The organism is Sorangium sp. So ce394 (assembly GCF_051474665.1).
GTDB classification, from domain to species: domain Bacteria; phylum Myxococcota_A; class Polyangia; order Polyangiales; family Polyangiaceae; genus Sorangium; species Sorangium cellulosum_D.
Genome location: NZ_CP150339.1, coordinates 566,820 through 582,532, shown reverse-complemented (window position 1 = coordinate 582,532; position 15,713 = coordinate 566,820). Strand labels below are relative to the sequence as shown.

Annotated in this window: 14 protein-coding genes, 2 pseudogenes and 1 riboswitch; of the genes and pseudogenes, 15 read left to right on the top strand and 1 reads right to left on the bottom strand. The window is 73.8% G+C overall.

The genetic code is table 11. The features are described 5' to 3' along the window. Nucleotides 1-51: 51 nt before the first annotated feature. From WMF33_RS02190 to WMF33_RS02165, 6 genes are all read left to right on the top strand, one after another. Nucleotides 52-879, top strand: a complete 828-nt coding sequence (locus tag WMF33_RS02190) for an enoyl-CoA hydratase/isomerase family protein (protein ID WP_437335591.1) — start codon at nt 52-54, stop codon at nt 877-879. A gap of 1,175 nt (nt 880-2,054) precedes the next feature. Next, nucleotides 2,055-2,258, top strand: a riboswitch (cobalamin riboswitch). A gap of 77 nt (nt 2,259-2,335) precedes the next feature. Then, nucleotides 2,336-3,070, top strand: a complete 735-nt coding sequence (locus WMF33_RS02185; RefSeq protein ID WP_061621266.1) for an energy-coupling factor ABC transporter permease — start codon at nt 2,336-2,338, stop codon at nt 3,068-3,070. Further along, nucleotides 3,067-3,423: a hypothetical protein gene (locus WMF33_RS02180; RefSeq protein ID WP_437335590.1), complete on the top strand. Its 357-nt coding sequence runs from the start codon at nt 3,067-3,069 to the stop codon at nt 3,421-3,423. The genes WMF33_RS02185 and WMF33_RS02180 overlap by 4 nt, the downstream gene beginning before the upstream one ends. Further along, nucleotides 3,413-4,162 carry a CbiQ family ECF transporter T component gene (locus WMF33_RS02175; protein ID WP_437335589.1) on the top strand — a complete coding sequence of 250 codons (750 nt, stop codon included), beginning with the start codon at nt 3,413-3,415 and terminating at the stop codon, nt 4,160-4,162. Before WMF33_RS02180 ends, WMF33_RS02175 begins: the two co-directional genes overlap by 11 nt. After that, nucleotides 4,159-4,995 (top strand): energy-coupling factor ABC transporter ATP-binding protein, encoded by an 837-nt coding sequence (locus WMF33_RS02170; RefSeq protein WP_061626885.1) that lies wholly within the window; start codon nt 4,159-4,161, stop codon nt 4,993-4,995. Before WMF33_RS02175 ends, WMF33_RS02170 begins: the two co-directional genes overlap by 4 nt. Beyond that, entirely contained in the window at nt 4,971-6,158 is a 1,188-nt protein-coding gene (locus WMF33_RS02165) for a CbiX/SirB N-terminal domain-containing protein (RefSeq protein WP_437335588.1), read from the top strand. Before WMF33_RS02170 ends, WMF33_RS02165 begins: the two co-directional genes overlap by 25 nt. A gap of 44 nt (nt 6,159-6,202) precedes the next feature. On the opposite strand, the gene WMF33_RS02160 is transcribed toward WMF33_RS02165, so the two are convergent. Then, complete coding sequence (locus tag WMF33_RS02160; protein ID WP_437335587.1) at nt 6,203-8,107, bottom strand: CASTOR/POLLUX-related putative ion channel; 1,905 nt, start codon at nt 8,105-8,107, stop codon at nt 6,203-6,205. Nucleotides 8,108-8,261: 154 nt separating this feature from the next. Here WMF33_RS02160 and WMF33_RS02155 point away from each other — a divergent pair, with 154 nt between their 5' ends. The 9 genes and pseudogenes from WMF33_RS02155 to cobJ all read left to right on the top strand — a co-directional run bounded on the left by WMF33_RS02155 (nt 8,262) and on the right by cobJ (nt 15,696). Next, the gene (locus WMF33_RS02155) at nt 8,262-8,636 is read left to right on the top strand and encodes a DUF3209 family protein (RefSeq protein ID WP_061626878.1); all 375 of its coding nucleotides are present in this window, start codon (nt 8,262-8,264) and stop codon (nt 8,634-8,636) included. Nucleotides 8,637-8,846: 210 nt separating this feature from the next. Next, nucleotides 8,847-8,921 (top strand): annotated as a pseudogene (locus WMF33_RS02150) (FAD-dependent oxidoreductase); the annotation flags it as partial. Continuing rightward, nucleotides 8,922-9,401 carry a hypothetical protein gene (locus WMF33_RS02145; protein WP_437335586.1) on the top strand — a complete coding sequence of 160 codons (480 nt, stop codon included), beginning with the start codon at nt 8,922-8,924 and terminating at the stop codon, nt 9,399-9,401. Nucleotides 9,402-9,417: 16 nt separating this feature from the next. Then, entirely contained in the window at nt 9,418-10,545 is a 1,128-nt protein-coding gene (locus WMF33_RS02140; protein WP_437335585.1) for a cobalt-precorrin-5B (C(1))-methyltransferase, read from the top strand. Beyond that, nucleotides 10,542-11,249 (top strand): precorrin-8X methylmutase, encoded by a 708-nt coding sequence (locus tag WMF33_RS02135; RefSeq protein WP_437317652.1) that lies wholly within the window; start codon nt 10,542-10,544, stop codon nt 11,247-11,249. The genes WMF33_RS02140 and WMF33_RS02135 overlap by 4 nt, the downstream gene beginning before the upstream one ends. Continuing rightward, complete coding sequence (gene cbiE, locus WMF33_RS02130; RefSeq protein WP_437335584.1) at nt 11,246-12,505, top strand: precorrin-6y C5,15-methyltransferase (decarboxylating) subunit CbiE; 1,260 nt, start codon at nt 11,246-11,248, stop codon at nt 12,503-12,505. Before WMF33_RS02135 ends, cbiE begins: the two co-directional genes overlap by 4 nt. After that, on the top strand, nt 12,502-13,305 hold the full coding sequence (gene cobI, locus WMF33_RS02125; protein ID WP_437335583.1) for a precorrin-2 C(20)-methyltransferase: 804 nt from the start codon (nt 12,502-12,504) through the stop codon (nt 13,303-13,305). Before cbiE ends, cobI begins: the two co-directional genes overlap by 4 nt. After that, a complete protein-coding gene (locus WMF33_RS02120; protein ID WP_437335582.1) occupies nt 13,302-14,441 on the top strand; it encodes a cobalt-precorrin 5A hydrolase in 1,140 nt (379 codons plus the stop codon). Before cobI ends, WMF33_RS02120 begins: the two co-directional genes overlap by 4 nt. Beyond that, nucleotides 14,434-15,696: pseudogene (gene cobJ / locus WMF33_RS02115) on the top strand (precorrin-3B C(17)-methyltransferase). Before WMF33_RS02120 ends, cobJ begins: the two are co-directional and overlap by 8 nt. Nucleotides 15,697-15,713: the final 17 nt, after the last annotated feature.

Below are 15,713 nucleotides of genomic sequence, written 5' to 3'. Positions count from 1 at the left end.
CGGGCGCGGGGCTCGCTTCCCCCCGGCGCGGCGCGCTGCTAACCACCGGTCATGACCGCTCAAGAACAGCAGCCGGGGAGCCCTGCTCGCGGTGCGCTCCAGCTCGTCGCCGTCGAGCGCGCGGGCCACGTCGCCACCGTGACCATCCAGCGGCCCGACAAGCTCAACGCCCTGAACCCCGCCGTCCTCGGCGAGCTCACCGCGGCCTTCCACGACCTCCTCGCGCCCGCCGAGGGCAGCGAGGTGCGCGCGGCCGTGCTCACCGGCGCTGGCAAGGCGTTCGTCGCCGGCGCCGATATCGCGGAGATGGCCGCCATGAACAGCATCGCCGCGAAGCGGTTCGCCGAGGCAGGCCACCGCCTGGCCGACCTCATCGAGACCGCCCCGTTCCCCGTGATCGCCGCGGTCAACGGCTTCGCGCTGGGCGGCGGCTGCGAGCTCGCCCTCGCCTGCGACTTCATCTACGCCGCGGAAGGCGCCAAGCTCGGCCAGCCCGAGGTGAACCTGGGCGTCATCCCCGGGTTCGGCGGCACCCAGCGGCTGCTGCGGCGGGTCGGCCCCGGCCGCGCGCGCGAGCTCATCTATTCAGGCGACATGATCACCGCCGAACAGGCGCTCTCGATCGGCCTCGTCAACGCCGTCTTCCCGGCGGCCGAGCTCCTCGCGCGCGCCCGCGACACCGCCCTCAAGATCGCCTCGCGCGGGCCGCTCGCCGTCGCCGCCGCCAAGCGCGTCCTGCTGCGCGGCGAGAGCCTCGACCTCACCGCCGCCAACGAGCTGGAAGCGCAGGCATTCGCCGCGCTCTTCGGCAGCGAGGACCAACAGCTCGGAATGAAAGCGTTCCTGGCGAAATCGCAGGCGGCGTTCACAGGAAAGTGAGTTGCCGAACAGCGCGCCAGGAGAGCCAAAAAAAGACCGCGTGTCATGCTGGAGGGGGGCCAGACATGACCGCGGTAGGGAAACCGCAGCGGCGCGGAGAACGTCCGCTGCGGTGCTCGAGATAGCCCGCACGCGCTCCGGGCCGGGGGGGGGAAACCGCGCCGGTGCGCATGCGGTGATCGGAGTGTGGCACCCGGAAGCAGGTTGTCGATAACAAAGTGCAACCGCTGCACGCGGATGAGCGAATTGCTCCCGCACGATGACAGCCAGGTGACAGCGCAGCGCGCACATCGCCGATTTTCGCGAATGCGCGTTCGAGCCGGGCATACCCGCGCCGGAGCAGCGTCCGGCGGAGTCGCTCGCCGCGCCCTCGAAAAGAGAACACGAGAGCCCGCCGCCGTTCACGCCAGGCTCCGCGACGAAGCGAGCCTGGCACGGAACACTTGCTCACAAGTAAAGAGCCAGGACGAACAAAGCACACTGCGGCGAGAAAATCACCGGAACGTGCGCCGCACGCGCGGGGCGGCGCACGCTCCGAGCGGGCCCCGGGGAGCGAGCGGCGATCCCGGGATGAACAAGTAAAGAGACTTTAACCACAGAAGCACATCGCTTGCAGCTTTTTCGAGGAAGCTTGTCCGCGTGCGTCTCGGTCAATTTCGCGGAAGCCACGTTGCCCCCGGAGGGCGCGAGCGCGCGCAGCGCAGCCTGTCGGCTCGACAGGACGGCACCACACGCGGTGGACACCGCGGCAGCGGCTGACCGGCCGCTCGCAATGCCGTGAGGCCGGGCGCGGTACAGCGCGCCCCTCCGCCGCGCCGGACCTCCGGACGCCGGGAGCGCTCGGCGGCCCGCGACGCGCTGGACGGCCCACGGCGGAAGCCCGCGCGCGCGGCTCATCACGGAGCTCGTTCCGGCGTGAGACGCGCCAGCGCGCGCCGCCAGACGGCCGCCGCGAACGCGCCCGCGCGCGCCGCCAGACGGCCGCCGCGAACGCGCCCGCGCGCGCCGCCAGACGGCCGCCGCGAACGCGCCAGCGCGCGCCGCCAGACGGCCGCCGCGAACGCGCCTGCGCGCGCCGCGGTCGCGGGGCAGCCGCCGCAGGGCGAGCGCCTGCCCCGCGGCCGCGGCGCGACGTCCTTGACGCCGGGCGCGAAACGGGACTACCGAGCATCCATCTGACAATCCACACCTCGGGTGCCCTCTGGGCATAACAGGGAAGCCGGTGCGAAACCGGCGCGGTACCGCCACCGTGAGTGGGGAGCCGCCTCCAAAGACCACTGGGCCTCTGAAGAGGCCTGGGAAGGTGGACGCGGCGCTGGGAGCCAGAAAGGCCCCCTGAACCCATCAGCCGGGAGACCTACCCGAGCCCCCCACGAGGTGCAGCTTGCGCATGTCTTCGTGGCGTTCGGGTGCGGACTTCACCCGGAGCGCCGAAATCGGTCTTCACGGCCGCGCTGTGTCCATCGCCGCCGTGCTCCTCGCGACGCTGCTCGCGCCCCGGCCCGCGGCCGCGATGCACCTCGCGGAAGGCGTCCTGCCGCTCGGCTGGTGCGCCGTCTGGAACGCGCTCGCCCTGCCCTTCGTCGCCGTCGCCCTCCACCTGCTCCGGCGCCGCACCCGGGACGACGCCTTCTACAAGCCGTTCGTCGGCCTCGTCGCCGCCGCCGTCTTCGCGATCTCGTGCATGCCCGTGCCGGTGCCGACCGCAGGGACCTGCTCCCACCCGTGCGGCACCGGGCTCGCCGCGGTGCTCATCGGCCCCTGGATGACCGTCCTCGTCACCGTGGTGGCGCTCCTCATCCAGGCCCTCTTCCTCGCGCACGGCGGGCTCACCACGCTCGGCGCCGACGTCGCGTCGATGGGCATCGCGGGCGCGTTCACCGGATACCTCGTCTTCCGGCTCGCGCGGCGCTGCGGCGCGAGCCTCTGGGTCGCGGGGTTCCTGGCCGGCGTGACGTCCGACTGGGCCACGTACGCGACCACGGCCCTCGAGCTCGCGCTCGGGCTCGCGGGCGACGGGTCGGTGGGATCCATGTTCACCGGCGTCGCCCTGGCCTTCGTCCCCACCCAGCTGCCGCTCGGTTTGCTCGAGGGCGCCATGACCGCGGGAGCGCTCGTCTTCCTGCGCGCCCGGCGGCCCGACATCCTCGAGCGGCTCCAGGTCGTCCCGCTCCCCGCGGGGGCGTCGTGACGCGGCGGGCCGCGCAGCGCGCGCTGCCGGCGCTCGCGGGGGGCGCGCGCGCCGCGGCGCTGCGGCTCGCCAGCGCGCTGCGGCTCGCCGCCGCGCTCTGGCTCGCCGCGTGCGGCGACGCCTCGTGGGACGGGGTCGACGAGGCGGTCGTCCGCCGCGTCGCCGAGGACGCCGGCCGCCACGACACGGGGCCGCTGTTCGCGGGCCTCGAGGGCGACCTCCTGCTCTTCGCCTTCCTCTGGGCAGGGCTCCTCGCCGGCTTCGCCATCGGCTACTTCTCGCGCGTGCTCTTCGTGGAGCGCGCCGGCCAGCCCGCCGGCAAGCCCGGCGGCGACGGGCTCCGTGCGGATTGACCCCCCCGCGCGGCTCCGCGACGTGGATCCCCGGCTCCGCCTCGGGGCCGCCGTGGCCGCGTGCTGCGTCGCCGCGGGCGCGCGCTCGCCCTGGACGCCGGCCGCGCTGCTCGCCGTCGCGAGCGCGGCCCTCGCCCTCCAGGGCGTGACCGCCGGCGCCATCCTGCGCGCCTTCGCGCCCGCCGCGTGGCTCGGAGGGGTCGCCGCGGCCCTCGCGCTCGCGCTCACCCCGGGCGAGCCGCTCCTCGCGGGCGCGCCGTTCCCGCTCGACGCGATCGCGCGCGACGGCGCCCGCCGCGCCGCGGCCATCGCCGCGCGCGTCCTCGCGGCCGCCGCGGTGCTCCGGTGGCTCTCGAGCGCCGCCGCGCCGGCCGAGATCGAGGCGGCGCTCGCCGGGCTCGGCGCGCCCGCGGCCCTCGTCGAGCTGCTCGCGCTCGCGCGGCGCTTCGCCGGCGTGCTCCAGCGCGCCGCCGACAGCGCGTGGAGCGCCGCCGCGCTCCGCGGCGGGTTCGCGCGCCCGGGCGCCGCCGCGCGCTCGGCCGGCGCCGTCGCGGGCGTCGTGGCGCTCAGGACCCTGGAGCGCTCCGAGCACGCCGCCGTCGCCATGCAGCTCCGCGGCTACCGGGGGGAGCTCCCCATCGCCGACCGCCGGCCGAGCGCGCCCGCCGCGAACCTCGCGTTCGCCGCCCTCGCCCTCGCGGCCCTCGGCCTCAGCGTCGCCGCCGGAGCGGCGGGATGAGCGCGATCGCCCTCCGCGCGCCCAGGGTGGGCTACCGCGGCGCCGAGCCCGCGCTGCGCGACGTGCGCCTCGACGTCGCCGAGGGTGAGTCCGTGGCGGTGCTCGGCGGCAACGGCGCCGGCAAGACCGCGCTGCTCAGGACGCTCGTCGGGCTCCTCCCCGCGCCCGGCGGCAGCGTCGAGATCTCCGGTCGCCGCGTGGGCTCGCCCTCGGACGCCGTGGCCGCGGGCGCCGCGCTCGTGCTCCAGGACCCGGACGACCAGCTGCTCGGCGCGACGCTCCTCGACGACGTCCTGTTCGGCCCGCGGAACCTGGGCCTGCCCGCGCCCGAGGCGCGGCGCCGCGCCGAGGCGGCGCTCTCGGCCGTGCAGATCGCGCACCTCGCCGGCCGCGCGATCGAGGCGCTGAGCTTCGGCGAGCGCAAGCGCGCGTGCATCGCCGGGATGCTCGCGATGCAGCCGCGCGTGCTGCTGCTCGACGAGCCGACCGCGGGGCTCGACCCGGAGGGCGAGCTCTCCCTGTGCCGGACGCTGCGCGCGCTCTCGGAGCAGCAGGGGACCACGCTGGTCGCCGCGACGCACGCGGTCGACCTCGTGCCGCTGTTCGCGACGCGCGCGGTGCTGCTCGGCGACGGGCAGGTGCTCGCGGACGGGCCGCCGCGGGAGGTGTTCGCGGCCGGCGAGCTCCTCGCGCGAGCGCGGCTCAGGCGGCCGTGGGTCGCGGAGCTCTGGACCCGGCTGGGCCCGGCCGAGCCGCTCGACCCGCGCGGCCGCGCAATGCTCCCGCTCACCCTGGAGGAGGCGCTCGCATGCATGACGAAGGGCTCCTGCTGATCGGCCACGGCAGCCGCGACGCCGCGTCGAACGCCGAGTTCGAGGCGCTCGTCGCCGATTACGGCGCGTCGCGGCCCGGGCTCGTGGTGCAGCACGGCTACATCGAGCTCGCGACGCCGTACCTCGCCGACGCGCTCGCCGCGCTCGCGGCGCGGGTGTCGCGGGTGGCGGTCGTGCCGCTGTTCCTGTTCGCGGCCGGGCACGTGAAGAACGACATCCCCCTGGCGCTCGAGCAGGCGCGGGCGGCGCACCCGGGCGTGCGCTTCTCGGCGGCGCGGCACCTCGGCGTGCACCCGGCGCTCGCGGAGCTCGCGTTCGAGCGCGCCGCGTCCGCGCTGCCGGACGACCCGGCGGCGCGCGCCCGGACGGCGCTCGTCGTGGTGGGGCGCGGGTCCAGCGACCCGGACGCGAACGGCGATTTCTGCAAGATGACGCGCCTCATCGGCGAGGGCCGGGGGCTGCTCCTGGTCGAGCCGACCTTCATCGGCGTCACGCGGCCCTCGGTCGAGGAGACGCTGGAGCGCGTCGCGCGCCAGCGGCCCGAGCGCGTCGTCGTCCTCCCCTACTTCCTCTTCGCCGGCCGGCTCATGACGAAGCTCGCCGAGCAGGTCGACCGCTTCGCGTCGACGTACCCGTGGATCCGCGCGTCGCTCGCGCCCCACCTCGGCCGGTCGAGCGCGCTGTCGGGGCTGATCGACGAGCGCGCGCGCCAGGCGCTCGCCGGCGAGGCTCCCCTCCCCTGCGACACGTGCATGTACCGCACGGCCCTGCCGGGGCTCGCCCGGGAGGTCGGCGGGCTCAAGGCGATGCTCTACAGCGTGCGCCACACGCTCACGCACACGCAGGCGTCGAACCACCCGCACGCCCACCGCCCGCTGCGCAAGCACGTGCTCGTCTGCGGCAACGCCGACTGCGTGGACCGCGGCAGCCTGGCGCTGCTCGAGTCGCTGCGCCGCGGCGTGAAGCAGGCCGGCCAGCAGCAGCAGATCCGCGTGACGAGGACGTCGTGCATGGGGCGCTGCGGCGAGGGGCCGACGGTCGCCGTCTACCCGGACGGCGTGTGGTACCGCGGCGTCCGCGAGGAGGACGCGAAGGACCTCGTGGAGGAGCACCTGCTCGGCGACCGGCTGGTGGCGCGGCTCGTCGACGACATCATGCAGTGAGGCGCGGAGCGGCCTCGGCCCCGCGCGCTTGGGCCCCGCCCGCGCTACTGCTCGGCCAGGACGATGATCCTGTCGCCCTCGCCGAGCGTCACCGGCGCGCGCTTCCTCGGGTTCACCTTCACGCCGTAGGCCTGCGCCGCGTCGTCGGCCTGCGCCGCGAGGCGGTAGCCGACCGCGACCTCGCCGCGGCGCCGCGCCGACTCGACGATCGTGGCGAACGTCACCGGGCGGGCGAGGCGCACGTAGTCGCGCGCGGGCTTCAGGTACAGCTCGGACCCCTCCGGATCGAACAGGTCCTCGAAGACCGCGGCGAGGTCCCGGTTCTCGGAGATCTGCGCGAGCATCAGGCTGACGAGCTTGTCGCTCACGATGAAGTCGTCCGCGTGCGCGACCTCGGCGAGCTCGCGGTTCCGGAGATCGAGCATCTCGCTCACGATGCTGAAGCTCTGGCCGCGCTTCGCCTCGATGTCGCGCAGGTGGAGCAGCGTGACCAGCGTGCGCGCGTCGGCCTCCTGCGGATCGAGCGCGTCGGAGTAGCTCAGCGTCACCACGTGATCGTAGGCGCCCACCACGCGGTCGAGCGTGCGCCGGTCCGTCGTGTCGCCCCGCTCGATCCTGACGGCGAGGTTCCGGAGCTCGCCGCATTCGGCCTCGAGCTGCTCCCTGGCGTCGGGGACGTCGGCGACGACGGTGACCTCGGAGCCCTCCGCGACGTAGTGATCGAGCTCGTTGATGAACGCCGCGGCCCGGCGGTTCCAGCCGAGGAGGAGCGTGCGCTCGGGCCGCGGCGCGGCGGGCTTGCCGTCCCGGATCGCCCGCTCGTCGACCTTCGGCGGCTTCTTCGAGGGCGCGCCGATCGCGCTGTCGTCCTCGGCGATGAGGATGACGGCGTCGCCCGGCTCGATCCGCCCGTCCATGGGCGGGTTGAGCAGCACCTCGCCGCCCCGCCGCCGGATCCCGATCACCGCGCAGTCGTCGTACGCGAAGAGCGCCTCGCCGAACGACCTGCCCACGAGCGCGGGCTCGTCGCGCGTGTAGATCTCGTGGCCCTTGAAGTCGAGCAGCTCGCCGTAGACCACGCTCAGGCCCTCGCTGCGGCAGGTCTGCACGGTGATGCGCGAGAGCACGTCCTCCGTGGGGATGAGCGCCGCCTCGTCGCGCGCCACGAGCCGCGCGGCGTCGAGGTTCCGCCGGTCGCGGATCTGCGTGACGATCGGGTAGCGCCCCTTCTTGCGCCCCGCCTTGTTGGTGAGCGCCAGGATCGACTTGATCACCTGCGAGTCCGGGTTCCCCTCCTCGGGCGAGAGCAGGATGATCGACCGCGCCGCGTCCGGGTTCACGATGGCGATGTCCGCGGGATCGCACGGGTTTCCGGTGCGGCAGACCACGCGCGTCTTGCCGGTCGGCCCGACGCGCGCGCGGATCTCGTCCTCCATGTCGACCTTGTCCTTCTCGGCGAGCACGGCGATGGCCGCGCGCGGGCGGCTCTCGTTGGCGATCGCGAGCTCCTGGATCATCGAGAAGATCTGCGGCGACCAGCCGAGGATGACGGTGTGCCCCTCCTCGCAGACGAGGGAGCGGCCCTTGCGGAGCTCGGTCACGCGGTCCTCGATCCCGCTCGTGATGATGCCGATGAGGATGCTGACCATGAAGATGCCGCCGAGCGTGACGGCGAACATCGCGGCGAGGTAGCCGCGGCTGCCCGTGTCGCCGGCGACGGTGCCGGCGTCGAGGGCGCGCATCAGCGTGATCCAGAGGGCGGAGGGGAACGACACCGGCGCGCCCTCCTCCCCGTCGGGGGCGAGCCCGAGGAGCACGACGATCGCCGCGAACACGACCACCATCGCGGTCGAGAGCACGAACAGCCAGGCGATGAGCGCGGGCGCGCCCTTCGCCATGGTGAGATCGAAGCGGTAGCGGAGGCGATCGAGGAGGGTGATCTTCTGCATGGGCGCGCGGGCGCCGCGCTCGCTGGGCGCGCGGCGGCGGGCCCACCTAGCACGGACCGAGCGCCCGTCGAAGCGCGCGCACGGGCCGCCCCGCCTGCTCCTTCCCGCCCTGTTCTCTAGCTGGTAGGAGGGGGCGGATTAGGAGGGAGCCGACATGGCCTGTCACGAAATCGCCGCGCTTCGCCTGGGGCTCATGAACATCCTCGGCATCGACGATCCCGCCGAGCGCGCGCACGAGCTCGCCGAGCTCGGCCCCGCGGCCGAGGCGCCCGGCCCGATCTCGGCGATGCTGCGCGCCGGGGATCTCAAGAGCCTCTCGCGGCTGTTCGAGGGGTCGCTCGCGGAGCTCCAGGAGAAGGTCGCGAAGACGCCCGCGGGCGACGAGAAGATCGCCTACCTGCGCTCGCTCCTCATCCTCACGAAGCAGGTCGAGCTCGACCTCCGCGCCCAGGTCGACGGGCTCGGCCGGCTCTACCGCGAGCTCGAGGAGATGCACGACTTCGTGCACGAGGTCTACCCGGCGGAGTAATCACGGCAGGAGCAGGAGCAGGAGCGGACCGATGGCTCAAGGCAGCGCCAAGATCAGGATCGTCCACGCCGAGCCGCTCGGCCACGGGGCGCGGCTGCTCCGCGTCGAGCGCGTCGACGGCGCGGAGCTCGGCTTCGCCGGCGGGCAGTACGTGATCATCAACACCGGGGTCACCCTGCCCGCGGCAAGCTCGCGAAGCGCGCCTACTCGCTGCTCTCGAGCGACGCCGAGCAGCGCAGCGTCGAGATCGCGGTCAAGCGCATCGGCGCCGGCCCGGGGTCGAACGTGCTCAACGACATCGCCGTCGGGGCGGAGCTCGAGTGGAGCGGCCCCTGGGGCAAGCTGCGGCTCCCGGACGGCTTCTCCGGCCGCGCGCTCGTCGTCGCCACCGACACCGGCATCACCGCCGCGCTCGGGATCGCGCGGGGCGCGGCCGCGGCCGGCGCGGCGCAGCTCGACCTCGTCTGGCTCGTCGAGTCCGACGACACCTTCGTGTCCGAGCGGTTCGTCCGGGAGCGCCTCCCCGAGCGCGCCCGCCTGACGGTCCTCGGCGGCTTCCTCCCGGTCGGCCACCCCGAGCGTCCGGCGCGCGCGTGCGCGCTCGTCGGCGATCACCTCGCGGCCGGGCCCTACGACGCCGCGCTCTGCGCCGGCGACGGCGCCGTCATCTACCCGCTCCGCGAGCGGCTGGCCGCGCTCGGCGCGCCGGAGGGCAGCGTGCTCCTCGAGAGCTTCTTCAACAACCCGCTGAAGAAGTCCGCGTAATCGTTCAGGATCCTGGATGGCAGAGGTCCGGCCGAGAGACCCGAAAGGGCAGCGCGAGGGGTTCACGACGGGCGCGTGCGCGGCCGCCGCGGCCAAGGCGGCGGCGCGCGTGCTCGCGCGCGGCGCGGCCGTCGACGCCATCGAGACGACCCTGCCGAACGGGCAGCGGGTGACCTTCCCGCTGAAGCGCTGCGACCGCGAGGGGCCGCGCGCCACGTGCAGCGTCATCAAGGACGCCGGCGACGATCCGGACTGCACCCACGGCGCCGAGCTCGTCGCCGAGGTCGAGCTCCGCCGCGAGCCGGGCGTCGAGATCCGCGGGGGCGACGGGGTCGCCGTCGTCACCAAGCCCGGGCTCGGGCTGCCGGTCGGCGCGCCGGCCGTGAACCCCGTGCCGCGCCGGAACATCACCGAGATGGTGCTCGAGGAGCTCGAGGGCTCGGGCTTCGCCGGCGCCACGGTCACGATCAGCGTCCCCCAGGGCGAGGAGATGGCGAAGCAGACCATCAACGCGCGCCTCGGGCTCATCGGCGGGATCTCCATCCTCGGGACGAGCGGGATCGTGAAGCCGTACTCGACCGCCGCCTTCCGCGCGAGCGTGGTGCAGGCGATCGACGTCGCCGCCGAGCGCGGCATCGCGACGCTCGCGCTGACGACCGGCGGCAAGTCCGAGGCGTACGCGATGAAGCTCTACCCGGAGCTGCCGGAGGAGGCGTTCATCCAGGTGGGCGACTTCATCGGCACCGGCGTCCGCCACGCGGCGCGGCGGCGGATCGCCCGCGCGGTCATCGTCGGCATGATCGGCAAGCTCTCGAAGATGGCCGACGGCAAGATGATGACGCACGCCGCCGGCTCGGAGGTGAGCATGGAGCTGCTCGCGCAGATCGCGGAGGAGCTCGGCGCGCGGCCGGAGATCGCGGCCGAGATCCGGCAGGCCAACACCGCGCGGCACGTGCTCGAGCTGTGCCAGCGCGAGGGGCTCACCGGCGTGGCCGGGGGGATCTGCAGGCGCGTCGTCGAGCACACCTCGCGCCACGCGGGCGGCGGCCTCGAGGTGCACGCCTGCCTTGTCGATTTCAACGGGGCGCTGCTCGGCCGGTACCCGGCCGAAGGCGCCGGCAGAGACAGAGCGGAGGAGCCATGAGCGGTGAGGAGGCGCGCGCGGTGAACGACATGCGGCAGATGACCGCGCTCGGGCGGCGCATCGAGGACAAGAGCTTCGCGATCATCGACGAGGAGGCGGGCGCGCACGGCTTCCCGGACGCGGAGTGGCAGGTCGTCCGCCGGGTGATCCACGCGACCGCGGACTTCGAGTTCTCGTCGCTGATGCGGCTCCACCCCGAGGCGATCGCGCGCGGGATCGAGGCGCTCCGGGGCGGCGCGCCGGTGCTCGTCGACGTGAAGATGATCGGCGTCGGCCTGAACGAGCAGCGGCTCGCGTCCTACGGCTGCAAGATCCACTGCTTCATCTCGGACGACGACGTCATCCAGGCCGCGTCGGCGGCCGGCTCGACCCGCGCGATCGAGTCGATGCGCAAGGCGCACCGGCTCGGGCTCCTCGACGGGGCGATCGTCGCGATCGGCAACGCGCCGACCGCGCTGCTCGAGGTGGTGCGCCTCGCCCGCGAGGAGGGGGCGCGGCCGGCGCTCGTGATCGGCGTGCCGGTCGGGTTCGTGTCGGCGGCGGAGTCCAAGGAGGCGCTGCTCGAGTCCGGGCTCCCGTCGATCGTCGCGCGCGGCCGCAAGGGCGGCAGCCCGATCGCCGTGGCGATCGTCCACGCGCTGCTGCTCCTCTCGGCCGAGGCGGCGCCCGCTCCGGCGGGCGAGCCCGCGCAGGGGGCGCGGTGAGCGCCCGCCGCGCCGTGACCGTCGTCGGCATCGGCGACGACGGCTGCGCCAGCCTGTCGAGCCGCGCCGCGTCCGCGGTCGCCCGGGCCGAGGTGCTCGTGGGGGGCGAGCGGCACCTCGAGTTCTTCCCGCAGTTCCGCGGCGAGAAGATCGCCCTGAAGGGCGGGCTCTCCGCGGCGCTCGAGCGCGTGGAGGCGCTCTCGGCCGAGCAGAACGTGTGCATCCTCGCCTCGGGCGATCCGCTGTTCTTCGGCGTCGGCGCGCTCGTCGTCCGGAAGCTCGGCGGCGAGCACGTCGAGATCATCCCGAGCCTGAGCTCGGTCCAGTGGGCGTTCGCGCGCACGGGCATCGCCTGGGACGACGCCGCGTTCGTCTCGGTCCACGGGCGCTCGCCCGAGGGGTTCGCGACGCGCCTCCGCCGGCTCTCGAAGGTCGCGGTGCTGACCGACGGCGAGAACGGCCCGGCCCGGCTCGCGGCGCGGCTCCTCGAGCACGGCGACGCCGGCTGGAAGGCGTGGGTCTGCGAGAGCCTCGCGGGCGCCGGCGAGCGCGTGCGCGCGTTCGACCTCGCCGCGCTCGCGGCCTGCGAGGACATCGGGCCGCTGAACGTGCTCCTGCTCCTCCGGAGCGATCCGGCGTGGCGGCCGCCGCCCGCGGTCCCGTACCTGCACGAGGACGCGTTCGCGAAGCGGATGCCGAAGAACGGCCTCATCACGAAGCGCGAGGTGCGCCTGCTCTCGATCGCGTCGATGGCGATCCGCCCCGACGCGGTCGTCTGGGACGTCGGCGCCGGCTCGGGGTCGGTCTCGATCGAGGCGGCGATGCTCTGCCCCCTCGGGCGCGTCTATGCGATCGAGGTCGACCCGGAGGGCGTGGAGATCTGCCGGGACAACGTCCGCACGCACGGGGTCGACAACGTGCGCGTGATCGCGGGCCGCGCGCCCGAGGCGCTCGCGGGGCTCGAGGATCCGGACGCGGTGTTCGTCGGCGGGAGCAAGGGGAGCATGGAGGAGATCATCACGGCGGCGCTCGATCGGCTGCGGCCGGGCGGCCGGCTCGTGGTCAACGCGATCACGATGGAGAACGTGGCCGAGACGTACCGGGCGCTGCGGGCGCGGGGGCTCGACCCCGAGGTCACGCTGCTCTCGGTCTCGCGCGGCGTCCCGCTCGCGCGGTACATGCGGTACGAGGCGCTGAACCCGATCCACGTCTTCGCCGCGACGAAGCCCGCGGCGAGCGCCTCGGAGGCGTCATGAGCGGCCTCGGCAAGCTCTACGGCGTCGGCGTCGGCCCCGGCGCGCCGGACCTGCTCACGCTGCGCGCCGTGCGCGTGCTCGAGGGCGCGGACGTGCTCGCGCTCCCCCGCAGCTCGGACTTCGGCGCGTCGATGGCGTACCGGATCCTCGAGCCCGTCGTCGGCAAGCAGCGGGACAAGGAGCGGCTGCTCCTCACCTTCCCCATGAGCAAGGACCCGGATCGCGTGCGCCCCTACGTCGACGCGGCCGTCGACAAGATCGGCGAGCGGCTCTCGCGGGGCCTGTCCGTCGCGTTCGCCACCGAGGGCGATCCGTCGCTGTTCAGCACGTTCGTCTACGTGCGCCGCGAGGCGCTCCGCCGCTACCCCGGGCTCGAGGTCGAGGTCGTCCCCGGCGTCACCTCGGTCACGGCGGTCCCGGCCGTGAGCGGGCTGTCGCTCGCCGACGGGCAGGAGCGGATCGCCATCCTCCCCGCCACGTACGGCGTCGACGACCTGACCGACGTGCTCCGGCGCTTCGACACCGTGGTCCTGATGAAGATCGGCGCGGAGATGCCCAAGGTGACCGAGGCGCTCACGCGGGCGGGCCTCCTCGACCGGGCGGTGTTCGTCTCCAAGGCGACGATGCCCGAGCAGCGGATCGTGCGGGACCTCAGGGCCGCGCAGGGCGAGCGGGGCGACTGCTTCGCCATGGTGGTGGTCACGCGCGGGGAGCGCCGCGGGCTGCTCGTCGGCGAGGCCGAGGCGTCGCTGCCGGGCAGCTTCGGAAGCAGCTTGAACGAAGAGCCGGAGGCCCCGTGACGCCCGAGCGCAAGCCCTACGCCGTCTACGCCATCACGCGCCACGGGATCGACATCGCGCGCCGGCTCGTCCCGGGCCTGCCGGGCGCGGATCTCTACGTGTCGCAGAAGCTCTTCGACGGGGCGCCGGAGGGCGCGAAGCCGCTGCCGCTGCCGATGGGGCCGCTCCTGACCGAGGCGTTCACGGCCTACGACTGCCACGTGTTCGTGATCAGCGTCGGCGCCGTGGTGCGCATGGTCGCGCCGCTGCTCAAGAACAAGAAGGTCGATCCGGCGGTCGTGTGCGTCGACGACGCGGCCCGGTTCTCGATCTGCGTGCTGTCCGGCCACGTCGGCCGGGGCAACGCGTTCACCGAGAAGGTGGCCGCGCTCCTCGGCGCGCAGCCGGTGGTGACCACGGCGTCGGACGCGATCGGGACGCTGACGGTCGACATCCTCGGCCGCGAGCTCGGGTGGACGCTCGACGACCCCGATCGCAACGTGACGCGCGGCTGCGCCGCGGTCGTGAACGCCGCGCCGGTGCTGTTCGTCCAGGAGACGGGCGAGCCCTCGTTCTGGCCCGAGGGGACGCCGCTCCCGCCGGGCGTGCGCTACGCGACGTCGCTCGACGGCGTGGATCCGGGCGCGTGGGAGATCCTGCTCGTCGCGAGCGACCGCGATCTCGGGCGCTCGCACCCCGAGATCGTCGAGCGCGCCGTCGTCTACCGGCCGAAGAGCCTGGTGCTCGGCGTCGGCTGCGACCGCGGCGCGCCGCTCGACATGGTGGAGCGCGGCGTGGACCGGCTGCTCGAGGAGCACGGGCTGTCGGCGAAGTCGGTGAAGGCGCTGGCGACGATCGACAAGAAGGCCGACGAGGAGGCGCTGCTCGCGCTGTCGGCGCGGCGGGGATGGCCGCTCGTCACGTTCACGGCCGAGGAGCTCGACGCGACCGAGGGGATCGAGAACCCGTCGGAGACGGTGAAGAAGCACGTCGGCGCCCGGGGCGTCGCCGAGCCGGCCGCCCTGCGCGCGGCGGGGGCTGCGAAGCTGCTCGTGCCGAAGCGGGCCTACACCGAGCCGGGCGTGGGCCGGTCGATGACGCTCGCCGTGGCGCGCGTCCCGTTCGCGAAGCGCAACGTCGAGGAGAGCCATGGGTGAAAGCAAAGGAGTCCTGTCGATCGTCGGGATCGGCCCCGGCGCCGAGGAGCACGCGACCCGCGCCGCCCTCGAGGCGATCGCCGCGTCGGATCTCATCGTGGGGTACACGACGTACATCCGGCTGGTGAAGCACCTCATCGAGGGCAAGGAGGTGATCAAGACCGGCATGACCGAGGAGATCGGCCGGGCGCGGGCCGCGGTGGAGCGGGCGCGGGACGGCGCGCGCGTGGCGATCATCTCGTCGGGCGACGCGGGGGTGTACGGCATGGCCGGGCTCGTCTTCCAGGTGCTGGAGGAGATCGGCTGGAAGCGGGGCGAGTCGCCGGAGCTCCGCCTGGTGCCCGGGATGACCGCGCTCAACGCGTGCGGGTCGCTCGTCGGCGCGCCGCTCGGGCACGACTTCTGCGCCATCTCCCTGTCCGACCTGCTGACCCCTTGGCCGGTCATCGAGCGGCGGCTCGAGGCGGCGGCGTCCGCCGACTTCGTGATCGGCCTTTACAATCCGGCGAGCGGGCGGCGGACGCGCCAGATCGTGCGGGCCCAGGAGATCATCCGCCAGCACCGCGCGGGCACGACGCCGGTGGCGCTCGTGAAGAGCGCGTATCGCAAGCTGGAGAGCGCGGTGCTCACCGATGTCGATCACTTCCTCGACTACGAGATCGGGATGCTGACCACGGTGCTCGTGGGGTCGACAAACACCTTCGTCTTCGAGGGGTACATGGTCACGCCGCGCGGATATACGAACAAGTACACATGGGATGGGGAAGCGCTCCCGGGCCAGACGCCGGGGCGCACGCTCGTGCTCTCGGACGAGAGCGTCACCGCGGAGGAGGTCTAGATGGCACGCGTAGGGAGGCTGGGCGGCGCGATCCTCGCCGAGACCCAGGGAGAGTATTACCTCGTCGGCAACACAAAGGCTCCGGTCGACTTCCGGGAGGCGGGGTTCGAGCCGCCGGACGAGGCGGAGCTCGTGAAGGGGGCGTACCTGCGCCTCAAGCCGCTGCGCGAGGTGAAGGTGGCGGCGCCGGTGTTGCTGCTCGACGTCGAGGGCGAGGCGCTCGCGAAGAAGCTCGTGCAGCGCTTCGTGATCGATCGGAACGGCTCGGTGAGCGAGCGGCTCTGGCGGCTCGTCTACAGCCCCGATGACCCGCTCGACGACGCCGAGGCGCCGGTCGAGCGGGACGCGCGGTGGCTCGGGGATATCCCCGAGACCATCTGGCAGCTCGTGCGCGACAACGTGCTGCGCTGCCTCTGAGCTCGGGCTCTCTTCCT